We start from the raw sequence: 15,231 nt of genomic DNA, 5'->3' as shown, positions 1-15,231 counted from the left end.
CCTGCCCAGCCGGCGCAGCGACACCGCTTCGGCCGAGGCTCAGTCGGCCGAAACGGCGTCTTTCGGCATTCTGCCGCACGTCCCTGGGCGGCGTTCGGCTTACCGGCAGGGCTACGCGTCCAGCTCGGCGATCCGCGCGGTCGAGGGTTCCCGGCGCTGCTGGGCCGCCCGGGCCGTGAAATCGGCGGTGCGCAGGACGCGCTGGGCGTTGCCCCAGGTCAGCAGGGACAGGTCGGTCTCCGTCCAGCCGCGGTGGAGCAGTTCGGCGACGAGGTGCGGGTAGCAGGAGGCGTCGGCGAGGTCCTGGGGGTGGGCGGTGCCGGCGTCGTAGGTGCCGGACAGGCCCACGCAGCCGGGTCCCGCGACCGCACGGACGTGGTCGAGGTGGTCGGCGACGTCCCGGACGGACGGCCCGGTCTGCTCGGCGGTCAGCGGCACCATGCACAGCCCCTTCGCCGCTCCCAGCTCGGCGAGCAGCTCGTCGGGCAGGTTGGCCGGGTGCGGGCGCAGGGCGCGGGCGGCGGAGCGGGTGAACAGCACCGGCGTCTTGGAGGCCGCCAGCACCCGTCGGATCGTCTGCTCGGAGGCGCCGGACAGGTCGGCGAGGACGCCGAGCCGGTTCATCTCGCGGACGACCTCCTCGCCGAACCGGGTCAGCCCCGCCTCGCTGGCCCAGGAGGTGCCGGACAGGGTCAGCACGCGCAGCCCGAGGCTGTGCAGGACGCGCAGGATGCCGAGCGAGTCGTCGAGCGCGGCGGCCGTCGCCGGGCCCAGCAGCACCGCCGCCCGGCCGCAGTTGCGGGCGTCGATGACCTGCCCGGCGGTGCGGGCCAGCCGCAGCCCCTCGGGGTGGGCGGCGATCACCGTGCGGACCAGGTCCAGCTGCTCGAGGGTGGCGGCCACGGCACGGTCGGCGGCCAGCCCCTCGGGCAGGTGCAGCGAGCAGAACAACGCGCCGACGTGGCCCTGGCGCAGCCGCGGTACGTCGGTGTCGACGGCGCTCTCGCCCAGTTCGAGGTCGTACCAGGGCAGGTGGCGCAGCGCCCAGGGCAGTCCGCTGTAGCCGTCGGCGACGGGGTGGGCTGCCAGGAGGGCGTGCGCGCGCTCCAGCGGCCCGGCGTCCGGGTCGACGGCATCCGGGTCGACGACGGCCGCAGCGGCTACGGCCGGAGCGGGCGGCTCCATCAGGGCAGGCGGCTCCATCAGAGCGGGCGGGTCGACCGTGGCGGGCGGCTCGACCGGGAAAGGGCCGTCCAGGGGCAGGTCGTCGAGCGCGCCGACCTCGGTCGTGGGGTGCAGGTCGTCCTGGAGGTCTGCCATGGCGGGCTCCGTACGTGCGCGGGGGTCGCTGTACGGTCACCGTCGCACGGGGTCCGGGAAGGCTTCCTGGTGGACGGGGCGTTCGGGCGTCCGCCGGTTCAGCGACCCCACCCCGGGCTCAGCCGCCCTGCGCCGCCTCGATCACCTCGTCGAGGGTCTCCCGGGAGCGCACCAGGTCGGCGATCATCCGGTCGATGCGGTCGCGCTCCTCGGTCAGGTCCCGGACCAGCCGGGGCGTGGCGACGGCCGAGGGGCCGCCGTCGGTGTCCCGCATGCAGGGCAGGAGCTGGGCGATACGGCTGCTGTGCAGGCCCGCCGCGAACAGTTCCTGGATCCGGACGACCCGGTCCACGGCCGCCTCGGGATAGTCGCGGTGGCCACCCGGGGTGCGCTCCGCGCGCAACAGCCCCTGGGCCTCGTAGTAGCGCAGCGACCGCTCGCTCACGCCGGTGCGCCGGGCCAGTTCACCGATCCGCATGCCGTCCCCCACCGAGGCTTGATTCTGACATCAGTGTCAGGTTCTACGGTACGGCCGTGACGAACCGTAACCGCCTGGCACCCCCGCCGGCGCGGTCGGTGGTACCGGAAAGCAGTTTCCGGTACCACCGCACGTCACGTCGAGCCGTCCAGCTCCTCGATCGTGGCGTTGGACGGCGAGCGCGTGGCCTGCAGATCGCGGGCCACGTCCTCCGCGGCGCCCAGCACCCGTACGGAGTTCTGCCAGGTCAGCTTGGCCAGGTCCGCCTTGGACCAGCCGCGGTCCAGCAGCTCCGCGATCAGGTTCGGATAGCCGGAGACGTCGTCGAGGCCGTCCGGGGTGAAGGCCGTGCCGTCGTAGTCGCCGCCGATGCCGAGATGGTCGACGCCCGCGACCTCGCGCATGTGGTCGAGGTGGTCGGCGACCGTCGACACCGTGGCGACCGGGCGCGGGTAGCGCTCCTCGAAGGCGCGGTGCACCTTCATCGCCTCGGCGGTCGTGTCGAGGTGGTGGAAGCCGTGCTCGCGCATGTTCTCGTCGGCCGCGGCAGTCCAGTCGACCGCCGCCTGGAGCACGAACTTCGGCACGAACGTCACCATCGCGACGCCGCCGTTGGCGGGCAGCCGCTCCAGGACATCGTCGGGGATGTTGCGGGGGTGGTCGCACACGGCCCGGGAGGAGGAGTGGGAGAAGACCACCGGCGCTGACGTGGTGTCCAGCGCGTCCCGCATGGTCGTGGCGGCGACGTGCGAGAGGTCGACCAGCATGCCCTCGCGGTTCATCTCCCGCACGACCGCCCGGCCGAAGGCCGACAGTCCCCCGACCCCCGGCTCGTCGGTCGCGGAGTCGGCCCAGTCCACGTTGTCGTTGTGGGTGAGGGTCATGTACCGCACGCCGAGGGCGTACAACGCGCGCAGCGTACCGAGGGAGTTGGCGATCGAGTGCCCGCCCTCCGCCCCCATGAGCGAGGCGATACGGCCTTCCGCGCGCGCCGCTTCGAGGTCCGCGGCGGTCAACGCGGCCCGCAGGTCGGCCGGGTGACGGTCGATCAGCTGCCGTACGCAGTCGATCTGTTCCAGCGTGGCCGGCACCGGGTCGGGCAGGTCGGCGCGGACGTACACCGACCAGTACTGCGCCCCGACGCCGCCCGCACGCAGCCGCGGGATGTCGGTGTGCAGGTGAGCAGCCTGGTCCGTGCCGATGTCGCGGGCGTCGAGGTCGTAGCGGACCTGCTCGCGCAGGGCCCAGGGCAGGTCGTTGTGCCCGTCGACGACGGGGAACTCCCGCAGCAGCTCGCGGGCCTCCTCCAGCGCGCTCACCGGCGTCACTTCCCGGAGCCGAAGCCGAAGCCGTTGCCGCCGCCGTCGACCTTGGCGCGCAGGCGCTTGCCCTTCTCGGTGGCCTGGTCGTTCAGCTCCTGCTGGAACTCCCGCATCCGGCCGAGGAGTTCCTCGTCGTGCGCGGCGAGGATCCGGGCGGCCAGCAGACCGGCGTTGCGGGCCCCGGCGACGGAGACGGTCGCGACGGGGACCCCGGCCGGCATCTGCACGATGGACAGCAGGGAGTCCATGCCGTCGAGGTACTTCAGCGGCACCGGAACGCCGATCACGGGAAGGGGGGTGACGGAGGCGAGCATGCCGGGAAGGTGCGCGGCTCCCCCGGCGCCCGCGATGATCACCTTGATGCCCCGCTCCGCGGCCTGTTCGCCGTAGGAGATCATCTCGCGCGGCATGCGGTGCGCCGAGACGACGTCGACCTCGTACGCGATCTCGAACTCGTCCAGCGCCTGGGCGGCGGCCTCCATGACCGGCCAGTCGGAGTCCGACCCCATGACGATGCCTACGACTGGGCTCATCTCATTCTCCTTGCATACGGGATTCTCAGTGCGCCGGACCGGCTTACATCGGAGACGCTAGCGCGTGAGGCGTGGGGACCAATGGGGCCAAGTGTGGGAAGCGGGCATTCAAGTACCGCTTCGGAGGCGAGCATGCCGGGGAGGTGTGCGGCTCCCCCGGCGCCCGCGAATCGCCGACCGGCGCCGGGCAGGAAGCGTCATGGCGCGAGCCATGACAGCCCCCTCCCCAGCGGGGAGGGGCCGAGGTCAATCGGTGATCGTGCCTCTCAGGTAGCCGGCGGCGTGGTGGGCGCGTTCCAGTACGTCGTCCAGGTCGTCGCCGTACGTGTTGACGTGGCCGACCTTGCGGCCGGGCTTCACGTCCTTGCCGTACATGTGGATCTTCAGCTGGGGGTCGCGGGCCATGCAGTGCAGGTACGCGGAGTACATGTCCGGGTAGTCGCCGCCGAGGACGTTGACCATGACCGTCCACTTCGCGCGCGGGCGCGGGTCGCCGAGGGGGAGGTCGAGGACGGCCCGGACGTGGTTGGCGAACTGGCTGGTGATCGCGCCGTCCTGGCTCCAGTGGCCCGAGTTGTGGGGGCGCATGGCGAGTTCGTTGACGAGGATGCGGCCGTCGCGGGTCTGGAACAGTTCGACGGCGAGGTGGCCGACGACGTCCAGTTCCTTGGCGATGCGCAGGGCCATCTCCTCGGCCCGCAGCGCGAGGGCCTCGTCGAGGTCGGGGGCCGGGGCGATCACGGTGTCGCACACGCCGTCGACCTGCCGGGACTCCACGACCGGGTAGGCGACGGCCTGGCCGTGCGGGGAGCGTACGACGTTGGCGGCGAGCTCCCGCACGAAGTCGACCTTCTCCTCGGCGAGCACGGGCACGCCGGCCTTGAAGGGGGCCTCCGCCTCCTCGGCGGAGTCCACGACCCACACGCCCTTGCCGTCGTAGCCGCCGCGCACGGTCTTGAGGACGACGGGGAAGCCGTCGCCCTCCCCCGCGAAGGCGGCCACGTCGGCCGGGTCGCTGACGATGCGGTGCCGTGGGCAGGGCACTCCGATCGCGTCGAGCTTGGCCCGCATCACGCCCTTGTCCTGGGCGTGCTGAAGCGCGTCGGGCCCGGGGCGCACGGGGATGCCGTCCGCCTCCAGGGCCCGGAGGTGCTCGGTGGGTACATGTTCGTGATCGAAGGTGATCACATCGCATCCGCGCGCGAAGTCACGCAGCGTGTCCAGGTCGCGGTAGTCGCCGACGACGACTTCGCTCACCACCTGGGCCGCGGAATCCTGCGGGGTGTCACTGAGGAGCTTGAACCTGATGCCCAGCGGGATGCCTGCCTCGTGTGTCATACGAGCGAGCTGGCCCCCGCCGACCATGCCGACTACCGGGAACGTCACGACCCCAGGGTATCGGTCGCGTCGGCGCGGCCGGTTTCCGCGGCCTGTGAGCGCACGCACAGGCAATCCACCGCGGGGGTGGTTAGCATGGCTGGGTTGACGAAACCGACGGACGGGAGCTTTCACTCCATGGGACGTGGCTCCTCCGGCCTGCGGCGGCTCGCGCACGAGGCGGCCAAGTTCGGCGCCGTCGGCGGTGCCGGGCTGCTGGTCAACCTCGGTGTCTTCAACCTGGTCCGGCAGGCGACCGACCTCCCGGTGGTGCGGGCGAGCGTCATCGCCACGGTGGTGGCCATCGCCTTCAACTACGTCGGTTTCCGGTACTTCACCTACCGTGACCGCGACAAGAGCGGGCGTACCAAGGAACTCACGCTGTTCCTGCTGTTCAGCGTGGTCGGCCTGGTGATCGAGAACGGTGTGCTCTACACGGCGACGTACGGGTTCGGCTGGGACAGCCCGCTGCAGAGCAACGTCTTCAAGTTCCTCGGCATCGGCATCGCGACCCTGTTCCGCTTCTGGTCTTACCGGACGTGGGTCTTCAGGGCACTGCCCGCCCGGGAGACCCTGGCCGGCGCGGAGTCGTTCCTGAAGGAGGAACGGAAGCGGGCCCAGCCGGCGCACCGGTAGGCACGGGCGGGCGCCGACGGGCACCGGCAGGCACGAGCAGGCGCCCGCGGACACCGGCAGGCGCGAGCAGGCGCCGTCAGGCACGGGCACGGGCAAGCGCTGGCAGGCACGGGCGGACACGAGGAAGCACCGACAGGCACCGGTAGGCACCGGCAGCACGAGCAAGCGCCGGCAGGCACCGGCAGGCCGCCTAGCGAACCGTCGGCTCCCGCTCCTCCGTCCGCTTCACCGTCGTGCGGGACAGGAACAGGCCGAAGACCGGTGGCGCGGCCTGGAGCATCTCCAGGCGTCCTCCGTCGGCCTCCGCGAGGTCCCGCGCCACCGCCAGCCCGATGCCCGTCGAGTTGTGCCCGCTGATCGCCCGTTCGAAGATCCGCGCCCCGAGGTCGGCCGGCACTCCGGGCCCCTCGTCGGTGACCTCGATGACCGCCTGGTTACCGGTGACCCGGGTCCGCAGCGCGACCGTGCCCCCGCCGTGCATCAGCGAGTTCTCGATCAGCGCGGCCAGCACCTGCGCGACCGCGCCCGGCGTCCCGACGGCCTGCAGATGCCGCTTGCCGGAGCTGACGATGGCCCGCCCGGCGCTGCGGTACGCCGGCCGCCACTCGGCGAGCTGCTGCTGGATGACCTCGTCGAGGTCGAAGGTGACGGCGGAGCCGGTGCGCGGATCGCGCGAGTTCGTCAGCAGCCGCTCGACGACGTCCGTCAGCCGCTCCACCTGCGTGAGCGCGATCGTCGCCTCCTCCTTCACCGTGTCCGGGTCGTCGGTGAGGGTGATCTCCTCCAGCCGCATGGACAGCGCGGTCAGCGGGGTGCGCAGCTGGTGCGAGGCGTCCGCGGCCAGCCGCCGCTCGGCCGTGAGCATGCGGCCGATCCGCTCCGCGCTCGCGTCCAGTACGTCCGCCACCCGGTCCAGCTCCTGGACGCCGTAGCGTTTGTGGCGGGGGCGCGGGTCGCCCGAGCCAAGGCGTTCGGCGGTCTCGGCGAGGTCGGTGAGCGGGGAGGCGAGCCGGTTGGCCTGGCGCACGGCGAGCAGCACCGCGGCGATCACCGCCAGCAGTGCCACCGCCCCGATGATCAGCAGCGTGCGCCCGACCTCACGGGTGACCGCGGAGCGGGGTTCCTCGACGGTGACGGTCTCGCCCTCGCTGCCCTTGCGGCTGGAGCTGATGGTGTCACCGGTCGGCTTGGTGCCGATCTCGATGGGCCGCTGACCGGGGACGCGGATCACGGCGTACCGACCCTCGGGTACCTGGTCGCGGAGCATGTCGGCGGTGACGGCACCGGTCGCGATCAGCCGGCTGTCCACGATGCCGACGAGACGTACCGCCTCGGAGTCCACCCGTTCCTGCGCGGTGGAGCTGATCGTGCGCGTCTCGACGATGACGAGGGACACACCGAAGACGGCGATCACGACGAGCACGACGGCGAGGGTGGACTGGATCAGTCGGCGGCGCATGGACGCGGTTTACTCAACTCTTCTCGAAGCGGAAGCCGACGCCCCGCACGGTCGCGATGTACCGCGGGTTCGCCGCATCGTCACCCAGCTTCTTCCGCAGCCACGAAATGTGCATGTCGAGCGTCTTGGTCGACGACCACCAGGTGGTGTCCCAGACCTCGCGCATCAGCTGGTCCCGGGTGACCACGCGTCCGGCGTCCCGTACCAGCACCCGCAGCAGGTCGAACTCCTTCGCCGTGAGCTGGAGCTCCTCGTCCCCCATCCACGCGCGGTGCGACTCGACGTCGATCCGCACCCCGTGGGTGGCCGGCGGCTGCTGGGGCTCGACGGCGCCGCGCCGCAGCAGTGCCCGTACCCGGGCGAGCAGCTCGGCGAGGCGGAACGGCTTGGTGACGTAGTCGTCGGCGCCCGCGTCGAGCCCGACGACGGTGTCCACCTCGTCGGCGCGCGCGGTCAGGATGAGGATCGGGACGCTGTGGCCCTCGGCGCGCAGCCGGCGTGCCACCTCCAGGCCGTCCATGCCGGGCAGACCGAGGTCCAGCACGACCAGGTCGACGCCGCCCTGCATTCCTGCGTCGAGCGCGGCCGGTCCGTCCTCACGCACCTCGACCTCGTACCCTTCCCGGCGCAGTGCACGGGCCAGCGGCTCAGAGATGGACGCGTCGTCCTCGGCGAGCAGTACACGGGTCATGACCTGATGGTAGTCCGCCCGTGACAAGAGCCGGGGTGTGATCGGCGACGGCGGTTCTTACCTCGCGGTCACCCAGTTCTTACCTTTGTACAAGCCTATGTGCCTGGGATGAGATCCTGTGGGTGACCTTCGAATGAGCGCCTGCGGTTCCCCCGGAACCTGTGATCCATATCTCAAGTCCTTTCATTTCCGGCAGTGTCCTGCCGTATGGTGACTGAACGCCTGCAGCACCACGGGGACCTTTGGCAACGCTTTTCACGCTGAAGGTCTCTTTTGTGTGCGGGCTGGTCTCCGCCAGCCTCGAAAGGAATGACCTGTGGCCGGGCCTCGTAGCGCATCGACGCGCGCAGAGGCGTGGATCCCGGTGGTCGGCGTCCACCGCTCCGTGACCCGGAGCGGACTCCCCTGGGCGTGGGGTGGACGGACCGACTCGCCGGTGCCGGCCGTCCCCACCGGGCGCGCAACGCTCCGCACACGCGCGTCCCGACCAGCAAGGAACGACCCATGGCGTCCAGCCTGACGACGGACCCTTTCCCGCCGCGCACCTCCGGCCTCGACCGGTCCTTCTTCGGCCACCCCCGTGGCCTGGCCACTCTCTTCATGACCGAGATGTGGGAGCGTTTCTCCTACTACGGCATGCGGGCTCTTCTTGTCCTGTACCTGGTCTCCGGCGGCGCCGACGCCGCGACCGGCAGCCAGGGCGGCGGCCTCGCGATGTCCGCGGCCACGGCCACGGCCATCTACTCCGTCTACGTCTCGATGGTCTACCTGATGGCCATGCCCGGCGGCTGGTTCGGCGACCGCGTCTGGGGCGCGCGCAAGACCGTCGCCATCGCCGGTTTCGTGATCATGCTGGGCCATGTCTCGCTGGCCGTTCCGGGCGCGGCGATGTTCTTCGTGGGCCTCGCCCTCGTCGCCGTCGGCTCCGGTCTGCTGAAGGCCAACATCTCCACGATGGTCGGCCACCTCTACGACGGCCCGGACGACCCCCGCCGCGACGGCGGCTTCACGCTCTTCTACGTCGGCATCAACCTCGGCGCCTTCGTCGCTCCGCTGGTCATCGGCACCGTCGGCGAGAAGGTCAACTGGCACTTCGGCTTCCTGATCGCCGCGATCGGCATGGCGGCGGGCCTGGCCCAGTTCCTGATCGGCACGCGCCACCTGAGCCCGAAGAGCAGCATCGTCCCGAACCCGCTCACCCCCGAGGAGCGCAAGGCGGTCCTGCTGAAGGCCCTCGGGGCCGTCGCGGTCGTCGCGGTCTTCTACGGTGTCGTCGTCGGCGTGGGCGCCTACACGCTGAACTGGGCGCTGGTCCCGATCACCCTCGCCGGCCTGATCATCCCGGTCGCGGTGCTGGCGCGCATCAAGCGCGACAAGGACCTGACGGCGAGCGAGCAGTCGAAGGTCTCCGGCTACATCTGGTTCTTCGTGGCCGCCGCCATCTTCTGGATGATCTACGACCAGGGCGGCTCGACGCTGGCGCTGTTCGCGGACGCCAAGACCGCCGACCACATCGGTCCGCTGAGCTTCCCTGCCACCTGGTTCCAGTCGCTGAACCCGCTGTTCGTCATGGCGCTGGCCCCGGTCTTCGCCTGGCTGTGGCTGTGGCTGGCGCGCAAGAACCAGGAGCCCAACACCATCGTGAAGTTCGCGATGGCCCTGGTCGGCATCGGTGCCTCGTTCTTCGTCTTCCTGGTCCCGATCGGCATGGCGACCGGCGACGCCACGGTCAGTCCGATGTGGCTGGTCGGCATCTACATGATCCAGACCATCGCCGAGCTGTGCCTGTCCCCGGTGGGTCTGTCGCTGACCACCAAGATGGCGCCGCAGAAGTACGCCTCCCAGATGCTGGGTGTGTTCTTCCTCGCCGTCACCGCGGGCGACTGCACCACGGGTCTGCTCTCGCTGGCGGGCGTGGACCTGAACGGCACGGGCGTCATCGCCCTCCAGGCGGCGCTGGCCGCAGCCGCGGGCGGGGCGATCTGGATGTACCGCAAGAAGGTCCAGGAGCTCATGGGCGACGTGCACTGAGCGCTCCGCCGCGGCGGCGGTGAGGGGCCTCGCGCCCGGCTGCGGCGGCGGTGAGGGGCCTCGCGCCCGGCTGCGGCGGCGGTGAGGGGCCTCGCGCCCGGCTGCGGCGGCGGTGAGGGGCCTCGCGCCCGGCTGCGGCGGCGCCGTGGCCGGCCGCGAGGCGCCCCGCACCCCGTCTTCAGGGCCGCTGCGATCCGAGTGGATCGCGGCGGCCCTGTCCGTTTCGGCGCGTGCCGTGTCCCGTCTCGGGTCCCGTGTTCCGTGTTCCCTGTTCCGTGTTCCGTGTTCCGTGTTCCGTGTTCCGTGTTCTGGCACGAGTGTGAACACGGCCACGCCGAGCAGGACCGCCGGGTGTCGTCGACTTCAGGGTGCCCGTCATGTCGGCCGGCGCCATGCCGCCGCCCTCGGGGGCGGCCGGGTTCCTCCGCGGCCCCCGCATCACGAGGCCCGCGCTCTGCACGCCGGCCGGCGTGAGCGTCCCGTTGGGCTGCGCGGGCGGCGGACGGCAGGCGGCGGGCGGCGGGCGGATCGATCAGGTCGGGGTTCTCGGAGGGGCCTGGACGAACGTCCGCACCACTTCGGCCTCGTCACCCCGGGCCCTTCCTGGTGGGATCCGCGGGACTGGTGGAGCTGTCGTCGTGCCGGGCGGAGTGCCCGCCGGCCGCGTCCGGGCCGGAATCCGGGGTGAACCACGGCAAGGTCGCGGAGGAAGCGGGCGCCCGGTCCGGGGCGGACTTCAACCCGGGCAGGCGCGGGGCCGGTTCGGGCGGCCGCGGCCCGCGGCGACGTGGCGAACGGGGCCGTACCCGGTCCACCACCGCCATCCCGGCGCGGAACACCGCGGCCGGCACGACCAGGAGGACCAGGATCCAGAACAGGGTCACGCCCCAGGGACGGCCCACGTCCCAGGGGTGTTCGGCCATCACCTTCCCGCCGTACTTCAGCGAGACGGTGTAGTCGCCGTGCGCGCCGCCGGGCAGTTCCACGGGGAGTTCGATCCGGGCCTTCCCGCCGGGCCGGATCGTGCCGCGCCACTGCTGCTCCTGCCACTCGGGCGCGAACACGCCGTGGGAGGTGCCCACTTGGAAGACGGGGTTCTTCACGGCCGCGCCGCCGACGTTGCCGACGGTGAGGACGAGGGTGCGGGCGGGCGGGGCGCCGAACCAGGTCAGCAGCCCGCTGGAGCCGTCGAGTCGGGCATCGGCGAGGACCGCCAGACGCCCGCCGGCCGCGTCCGCGGGCAGGGGCTCGACGGCGTGCCCGGCCACCTGGAGAACCGCGTCGGCCTCGGCCTTCGCGCCCTGGGCCGTGGCGACATGCACCACGCACGGGCACGGCACCGGCGGTTCGGCCACCGGCAGCCTCCGGCTGAACCGGCCCTCGGCGTCGGCGGTGACGGCCCGGCCGTCGGAGTTGGCGCAGGAGTCGGTGCCGCCGGTCACCCCCGTCGACGGCGCCGACTGCCCGCAGATGAGGATCATCAGCAGGGCGTGGGGCCGCCAGCCGCTCCCCGTGACGGTGATCGAACCCCCCGTGCCCGCCTGCGACTTGGAGAGCTTCACGACGGGCGGGTCCGCGGCGGCGGAGGCGGGTGCCACCGGCGCCAGGGACACCGTCAGAAGCAGCAGGGCGAGCACCACCGGGATCCGCACCTTGCCGTTCACTTCACCGCTCCCTCCCGTCAACTCGACTGGCCTGTGCGGGCCCTCACTCCTACGAGGCCCAAGTCGCCGTACGACGAAGCAGGCGCCGGTCGTCGCGGCCCCGACGCCCGTCACCGAACGCGGCCGAGACCTCGGCCGTGTCGTGCGCGCCCCCTCGGGCGGTTGCCGTCCGGAGCGGTCACCGCGACGAGGACGTCGGCCCGGGGTGCGTACGGTGACCGCCCGCCCGCGGCCGCCCGTCCGCTCCGGTCGGTCGCGGTCACCGCGTCCCGCACCACCGCGCCGGGCGCGCCCTCGCCGTAGCGGGAGGGGGTCAGGTCCGGTTCCGCCGGGTGAGCCAGAGTGTTCCCGCCGCCCCGGCGAGCAGCACCGTGCCTCCCAGGGTGCCGAGGGCGATCGCCGAGTCCTCGGGCCCGGTCTGCGGAAGGTCCGGGCCGGAGCCGCCGCCGCTCCGGGTCCCGCCGGTGGCGCCGCCCGCGGCCTTGACGTCGAGGCTCAGCGACGGGCCGGGGCTGTTGGACGGCGTGCAGGTCGTCGTCGTACCGAGCGCCTCGATGGTGAGCACACCGGCGGTGAAGGTGACCTTGCCGGACTTCTTCGGCGTGTACGTGCCGGTCAGGTCGTTGATCCTGATCGGGGTGTTGGCCGGGACGGCCTCCTGGTTGGCCGGCCCGGTCACGGTCAGCGTGCCGCTGTCGGCACCGCCGAGCCTGATCGTGGCGCTGGGGTTCATCGCGCCCTTGCCGAGTTCGACCGGGCTGGACGAGACGCCCTTCTGCCAGGACATGGTGATCTTGTAGCCGTTGCCGCTCTCGACGCTCTTGATGTCGATGGGCGAGACGGCGCTCTTGTCGCCGATCGGCGTCTTGCACTGGTAGTTGACGTCGACGACCTCGGCCCGGGCGGCGGGGGCGGCCATCAGCACCGCCGAGCCGGCCAGGGCCGCGACGGAGGCGAGCGCGGCGGTTCGTTTCCGGTACGACACGGTTTCCGCTCCCTTTTTCTCCCGAAGTTCCTCTTGCCCGAGGTTTCCTGACGGAACATCAGATCGGCCGTCAAGGTACGCCCGGCGTCGAGAGGAAGGAAGACACGGTGCGCGCCGGAGTTGTGGCGATCCGGCGCGCGGGAAAGGGGGGTCGCGTGGAGGCCCGTACGGCGACGTAACCCTGAGTAACTCGAGGGCGGAGCCGATCCGGCAGCCGCGGGCGCCCGGGTCAGGCCGGGACGCCCAGCTCCGCCCACACCGTCTTGCCGGCCATGCCCGGGGTCCGTACCACGCCCCAGTCCAGGCAGAGCCGCTGGACGATGAACATGCCGTGGCCGCCGGGGCGGCCCGCGCGGTGGGGGGTGCGGGGCGCCGGCTGGCCGGTGCCGCGGTCGGAGACCTCCAGGCGGATCACCTTGCTGTCGCAGGCGATCCAGAGCTCGTCCGGCCCTTCGGCGTGCAGACAGGCGTTGGTGACCAGCTCGGAGACGACGAGGAGGACGTCCTCGGCGGCGGCCCGCTGGTCGGCGGTGGCGGCGGGCAGCCAGCCCCACGCGTACAGCGCCTGCCGGGTGAAGTCACGGGCGAGCGGCACGACACCGCTCTTGCCGTCGAAACTCAGCCGGCGGACCTGTCGGCCGCCCGCCGTCGGCTCGGACGGCGCGGCCACGCCCCCGTCGGAGACCACGGCCGCCGACGATGCATCCCGCCCGGATGCGTCCATCGACGGCACGTCCCCCCCGGACGCCCCGGAAGCGCCGCTGGGCTCCGGGCCGCGGTCGCCCGGCGAGTAGGGCCGGGTGGTGCTCATCAGCGCTTCACCTCACCGATTCACCAGTTCAACGATTCAGAAATCACTCGGTCAGTCATGCATCCGGTCGGCCCGTTCGGCCATGGGCCGTTCGTCCCTCCGGTCCAGCTCGGTCGGCCCACCGCACGGTGTCGGCGCGGCCGGTACGCGATCCGCCGGTCCACGCGGTCCCCGCGGCCGCGACGGCCGACGTGTTCAGGATGTCTCCTGCCCGAGCGAACCGAGGGAACACCCCCGTATTCGGCACGAATCACGTGACACCCGGAACGCACAGGTCCCCGTGGGACGGCAGGGGGTCGGTCCACGACCACCGGGCCGCTCAGCCGGCCTCGTCGGCCAGGGCTGCGGCGAGATTGTCATGAACGGTGAAGACCGCATCCGCCCCGGTGATCTCGAACACGCGCGCGACCACGGGCTGCATTCCGGCGAGATGCACCCCGCCCCCGGCGGCCTCCGCCTTCAGGCGGGCACCGAGCAGAACGTTGAGTCCCGTGGAGTCGCAGAACTCCAGCCTCGAACAGTCGACGACCAGCCGACTGAACCCTTTGTCAAGGCATTCCTCAAGTGGCTCTCGCAACAAATCGGCGGTGTGGTGATCCAACTCACCCGCCGGGGTCACGACGGCGCTGGAGCCCTCTTCCCGCACCTCCACCAGAAGTCGGCCAGACTGTGCGCTGCCGACCGTCCCGCGGTCCATGCCGTGTCTCACTCCCGACGTCGTGGCTGCTGACTGACGCCCTCGAACACTACGCCTTCCCTACGCCCCGCGACACCCGAACATCCACGCACAATCGGACATTTCGCCCCAAAACGCACTTGCGGTGATCTCGGGAAAGCGGGTAGGGCTAGTAGGGACACGTAACCGACACGGCCGGCTTTGGAGGCGCCGCACACCGCAGTGCACTCACTGGCTTCGGCAGCCATATGCCGAGAACGATGGAGGACATCATGTCACCCCGGATCGACGCACCGCATACCCACGAGGCGACGTCGACCTCCCCGCAGGAACAGCTGGATCCCATCGAGCAGGACGACGTACTCGCCGGACTACCGGAGATTCCGCCCTACGACGAGGTGGGCCCGGTGGACGCACGGGCCCTGTCCAAGACCCTCTTCGAGCGGCTGGAGTCGCTGGAGGAAGGGACCCACGAGTACTCCTACGTCCGCAACACGCTCGTCGAACTCAACCTCGCCCTGGTCAAGTTCGCCGCCTCCCGCTTCCGCTCCCGCAGCGAGCCCATGGAGGACATCATCCAGGTCGGCACCATCGGCCTGATCAAGGCGATCGACCGCTTCGAACTCAGCCGCGGCGTCGAGTTCCCCACCTTCGCGATGCCCACCATCGTGGGCGAGATCAAGCGGTTCTTCCGGGACACCTCGTGGTCCGTGCGCGTACCGCGCCGACTCCAGGAACTCCGGCTCGACCTGGCCAAGGCCGGTGACGAACTGGCCCAGAAGCTCGACCGCGCCCCGACGGTCGCCGAACTGGCCGAGCGCCTCGGACTGACCAACGACGAGGTCGTCGAGGGCATGGCCGCATCGAACGCGTACACCGCCTCGTCGCTGGACGCCCAGCCCGAGGAGGACGACGCCGAGGGCGCGCTCGCCGACCGGATCGGCTACGAGGACCACGGACTCGAAGGCATCGAGTACGTCGAGTCGTTGAAGCCGCTGATCGCCGAACTCCCGCCGCGGGACCGGCAGATCCTCTCCCTGCGCTTCGTCGCGGGCATGACCCAGTCGGAGATCGGCGAGGAACTCGGCATCTCCCAGATGCATGTGTCGCGACTGCTGTCACGGACGCTGGTGCGGCTCCGGAAGGGGCTGACCGTCGAGGAGTGACTCCCCGGCCGGTTCACGGGTTACCCACGGAAACCCTTTCCCCCCGGGTTCCCTTCCTCCACTATGAGCCGTCATGCCCGCC

14 protein-coding genes are annotated in these 15,231 nt (G+C 71.4%); 3 read left to right on the top strand and 11 right to left on the bottom strand.

Going from position 1 to position 15,231, the window contains the following annotated elements; all coding sequences use genetic code 11:
- Nucleotides 1–111: 111 nt before the first annotated feature.
- The 5 genes from ICC28_RS19635 to ICC28_RS19615 form a co-directional block, all read right to left on the bottom strand.
- Nucleotides 112–1,320: a dipeptidase gene (locus tag ICC28_RS19635; RefSeq protein ID WP_188289923.1), complete on the bottom strand. Its 1,209-nt coding sequence runs from the start codon at nt 1,318–1,320 to the stop codon at nt 112–114.
- 118 nt (nt 1,321–1,438) lie between these two features.
- Nucleotides 1,439–1,798 (bottom strand): MerR family transcriptional regulator, encoded by a 360-nt coding sequence (locus ICC28_RS19630; RefSeq protein WP_188289922.1) that lies wholly within the window; start codon nt 1,796–1,798, stop codon nt 1,439–1,441.
- 134 nt (nt 1,799–1,932) lie between these two features.
- Complete coding sequence (locus tag ICC28_RS19625) at nt 1,933–3,117, bottom strand: dipeptidase (RefSeq protein WP_188289921.1); 1,185 nt, start codon at nt 3,115–3,117, stop codon at nt 1,933–1,935.
- A 5-nt stretch (nt 3,118–3,122) separates the two neighbouring features.
- A complete protein-coding gene (purE, locus tag ICC28_RS19620) occupies nt 3,123–3,653 on the bottom strand; it encodes a 5-(carboxyamino)imidazole ribonucleotide mutase (protein ID WP_188289920.1) in 531 nt (176 codons plus the stop codon).
- A gap of 246 nt (nt 3,654–3,899) precedes the next feature.
- Nucleotides 3,900–5,039, bottom strand: a complete 1,140-nt coding sequence (locus ICC28_RS19615; RefSeq protein ID WP_188289919.1) for a 5-(carboxyamino)imidazole ribonucleotide synthase — start codon at nt 5,037–5,039, stop codon at nt 3,900–3,902.
- Nucleotides 5,040–5,168: 129 nt separating this feature from the next.
- Between ICC28_RS19615 and ICC28_RS19610 the strand changes: the two genes are divergently transcribed.
- Nucleotides 5,169–5,666 (top strand): GtrA family protein, encoded by a 498-nt coding sequence (locus ICC28_RS19610; protein WP_188289918.1) that lies wholly within the window; start codon nt 5,169–5,171, stop codon nt 5,664–5,666.
- Between the two features lie 190 nt (nt 5,667–5,856).
- Here ICC28_RS19610 and ICC28_RS19605 read toward each other — a convergent pair whose 3' ends face one another.
- Complete coding sequence (locus ICC28_RS19605; protein WP_188289917.1) at nt 5,857–7,125, bottom strand: HAMP domain-containing histidine kinase; 1,269 nt, start codon at nt 7,123–7,125, stop codon at nt 5,857–5,859.
- Nucleotides 7,126–7,138: 13 nt separating this feature from the next.
- The gene (locus ICC28_RS19600; RefSeq protein ID WP_188289916.1) at nt 7,139–7,816 is read right to left on the bottom strand and encodes a response regulator transcription factor; all 678 of its coding nucleotides are present in this window, start codon (nt 7,814–7,816) and stop codon (nt 7,139–7,141) included.
- Between the two features lie 504 nt (nt 7,817–8,320).
- Here ICC28_RS19600 and ICC28_RS19595 point away from each other — a divergent pair.
- Entirely contained in the window at nt 8,321–9,847 is a 1,527-nt protein-coding gene (locus ICC28_RS19595) for a peptide MFS transporter (protein WP_188289915.1), read from the top strand.
- 587 nt (nt 9,848–10,434) lie between these two features.
- On the opposite strand, the gene ICC28_RS19590 is transcribed toward ICC28_RS19595, so the two are convergent.
- The 4 genes from ICC28_RS19590 to ICC28_RS19575 all read right to left on the bottom strand — a co-directional run bounded on the left by ICC28_RS19590 (nt 10,435) and on the right by ICC28_RS19575 (nt 14,004).
- Nucleotides 10,435–11,511: a hypothetical protein gene (locus ICC28_RS19590; protein WP_188289914.1), complete on the bottom strand. Its 1,077-nt coding sequence runs from the start codon at nt 11,509–11,511 to the stop codon at nt 10,435–10,437.
- Between the two features lie 313 nt (nt 11,512–11,824).
- Nucleotides 11,825–12,496, bottom strand: a complete 672-nt coding sequence (locus ICC28_RS19585; protein ID WP_188289913.1) for an LPXTG cell wall anchor domain-containing protein — start codon at nt 12,494–12,496, stop codon at nt 11,825–11,827.
- 229 nt (nt 12,497–12,725) lie between these two features.
- On the bottom strand, nt 12,726–13,307 hold the full coding sequence (locus tag ICC28_RS19580; RefSeq protein WP_188289912.1) for an ATP-binding protein: 582 nt from the start codon (nt 13,305–13,307) through the stop codon (nt 12,726–12,728).
- 319 nt (nt 13,308–13,626) lie between these two features.
- On the bottom strand, nt 13,627–14,004 hold the full coding sequence (locus tag ICC28_RS19575) for an STAS domain-containing protein (RefSeq protein ID WP_188289911.1): 378 nt from the start codon (nt 14,002–14,004) through the stop codon (nt 13,627–13,629).
- Between the two features lie 239 nt (nt 14,005–14,243).
- On the opposite strand from ICC28_RS19575, the gene ICC28_RS19570 reads away from it, so the two are divergent.
- The gene (locus ICC28_RS19570) at nt 14,244–15,149 is read left to right on the top strand and encodes an RNA polymerase sigma factor SigF (protein WP_188289910.1); all 906 of its coding nucleotides are present in this window, start codon (nt 14,244–14,246) and stop codon (nt 15,147–15,149) included.
- The last annotated feature ends 82 nt before the right edge of the window (nt 15,150–15,231 follow it).

The organism is Streptomyces sp. TRM68416 (assembly GCF_014596915.1).
Taxonomy (GTDB): Bacteria; Actinomycetota; Actinomycetes; order Streptomycetales; family Streptomycetaceae; genus Streptomyces.
This window is presented reverse-complemented; position numbering and strand designations above follow the sequence as displayed.

What these genes read in the sequence shown, in the direction of transcription:
- ICC28_RS19635 (WP_188289923.1), bottom strand. Translation starts at nt 1,320, where the DNA reads ATGGCAGACCTCCAGGACGACCTGCACCCCACGACCGAGGTCGGCGCG.
- ICC28_RS19630 (WP_188289922.1), bottom strand. Translation starts at nt 1,798, where the DNA reads ATGCGGATCGGTGAACTGGCCCGGCGCACCGGCGTGAGCGAGCGGTCG.
- purE (WP_188289920.1), bottom strand. Translation starts at nt 3,653, where the DNA reads ATGAGCCCAGTCGTAGGCATCGTCATGGGGTCGGACTCCGACTGGCCG.
- ICC28_RS19610 (WP_188289918.1), top strand. Translation starts at nt 5,169, where the DNA reads ATGGGACGTGGCTCCTCCGGCCTGCGGCGGCTCGCGCACGAGGCGGCC.
- ICC28_RS19605 (WP_188289917.1), bottom strand. Translation starts at nt 7,125, where the DNA reads ATGCGCCGCCGACTGATCCAGTCCACCCTCGCCGTCGTGCTCGTCGTG.
- ICC28_RS19600 (WP_188289916.1), bottom strand. Translation starts at nt 7,816, where the DNA reads ATGACCCGTGTACTGCTCGCCGAGGACGACGCGTCCATCTCTGAGCCG.
- ICC28_RS19595 (WP_188289915.1), top strand. Translation starts at nt 8,321, where the DNA reads ATGGCGTCCAGCCTGACGACGGACCCTTTCCCGCCGCGCACCTCCGGC.
- ICC28_RS19580 (WP_188289912.1), bottom strand. Translation starts at nt 13,307, where the DNA reads ATGAGCACCACCCGGCCCTACTCGCCGGGCGACCGCGGCCCGGAGCCC.
- ICC28_RS19575 (WP_188289911.1), bottom strand. Translation starts at nt 14,004, where the DNA reads ATGGACCGCGGGACGGTCGGCAGCGCACAGTCTGGCCGACTTCTGGTG.
- ICC28_RS19570 (WP_188289910.1), top strand. Translation starts at nt 14,244, where the DNA reads ATGGAGGACATCATGTCACCCCGGATCGACGCACCGCATACCCACGAG.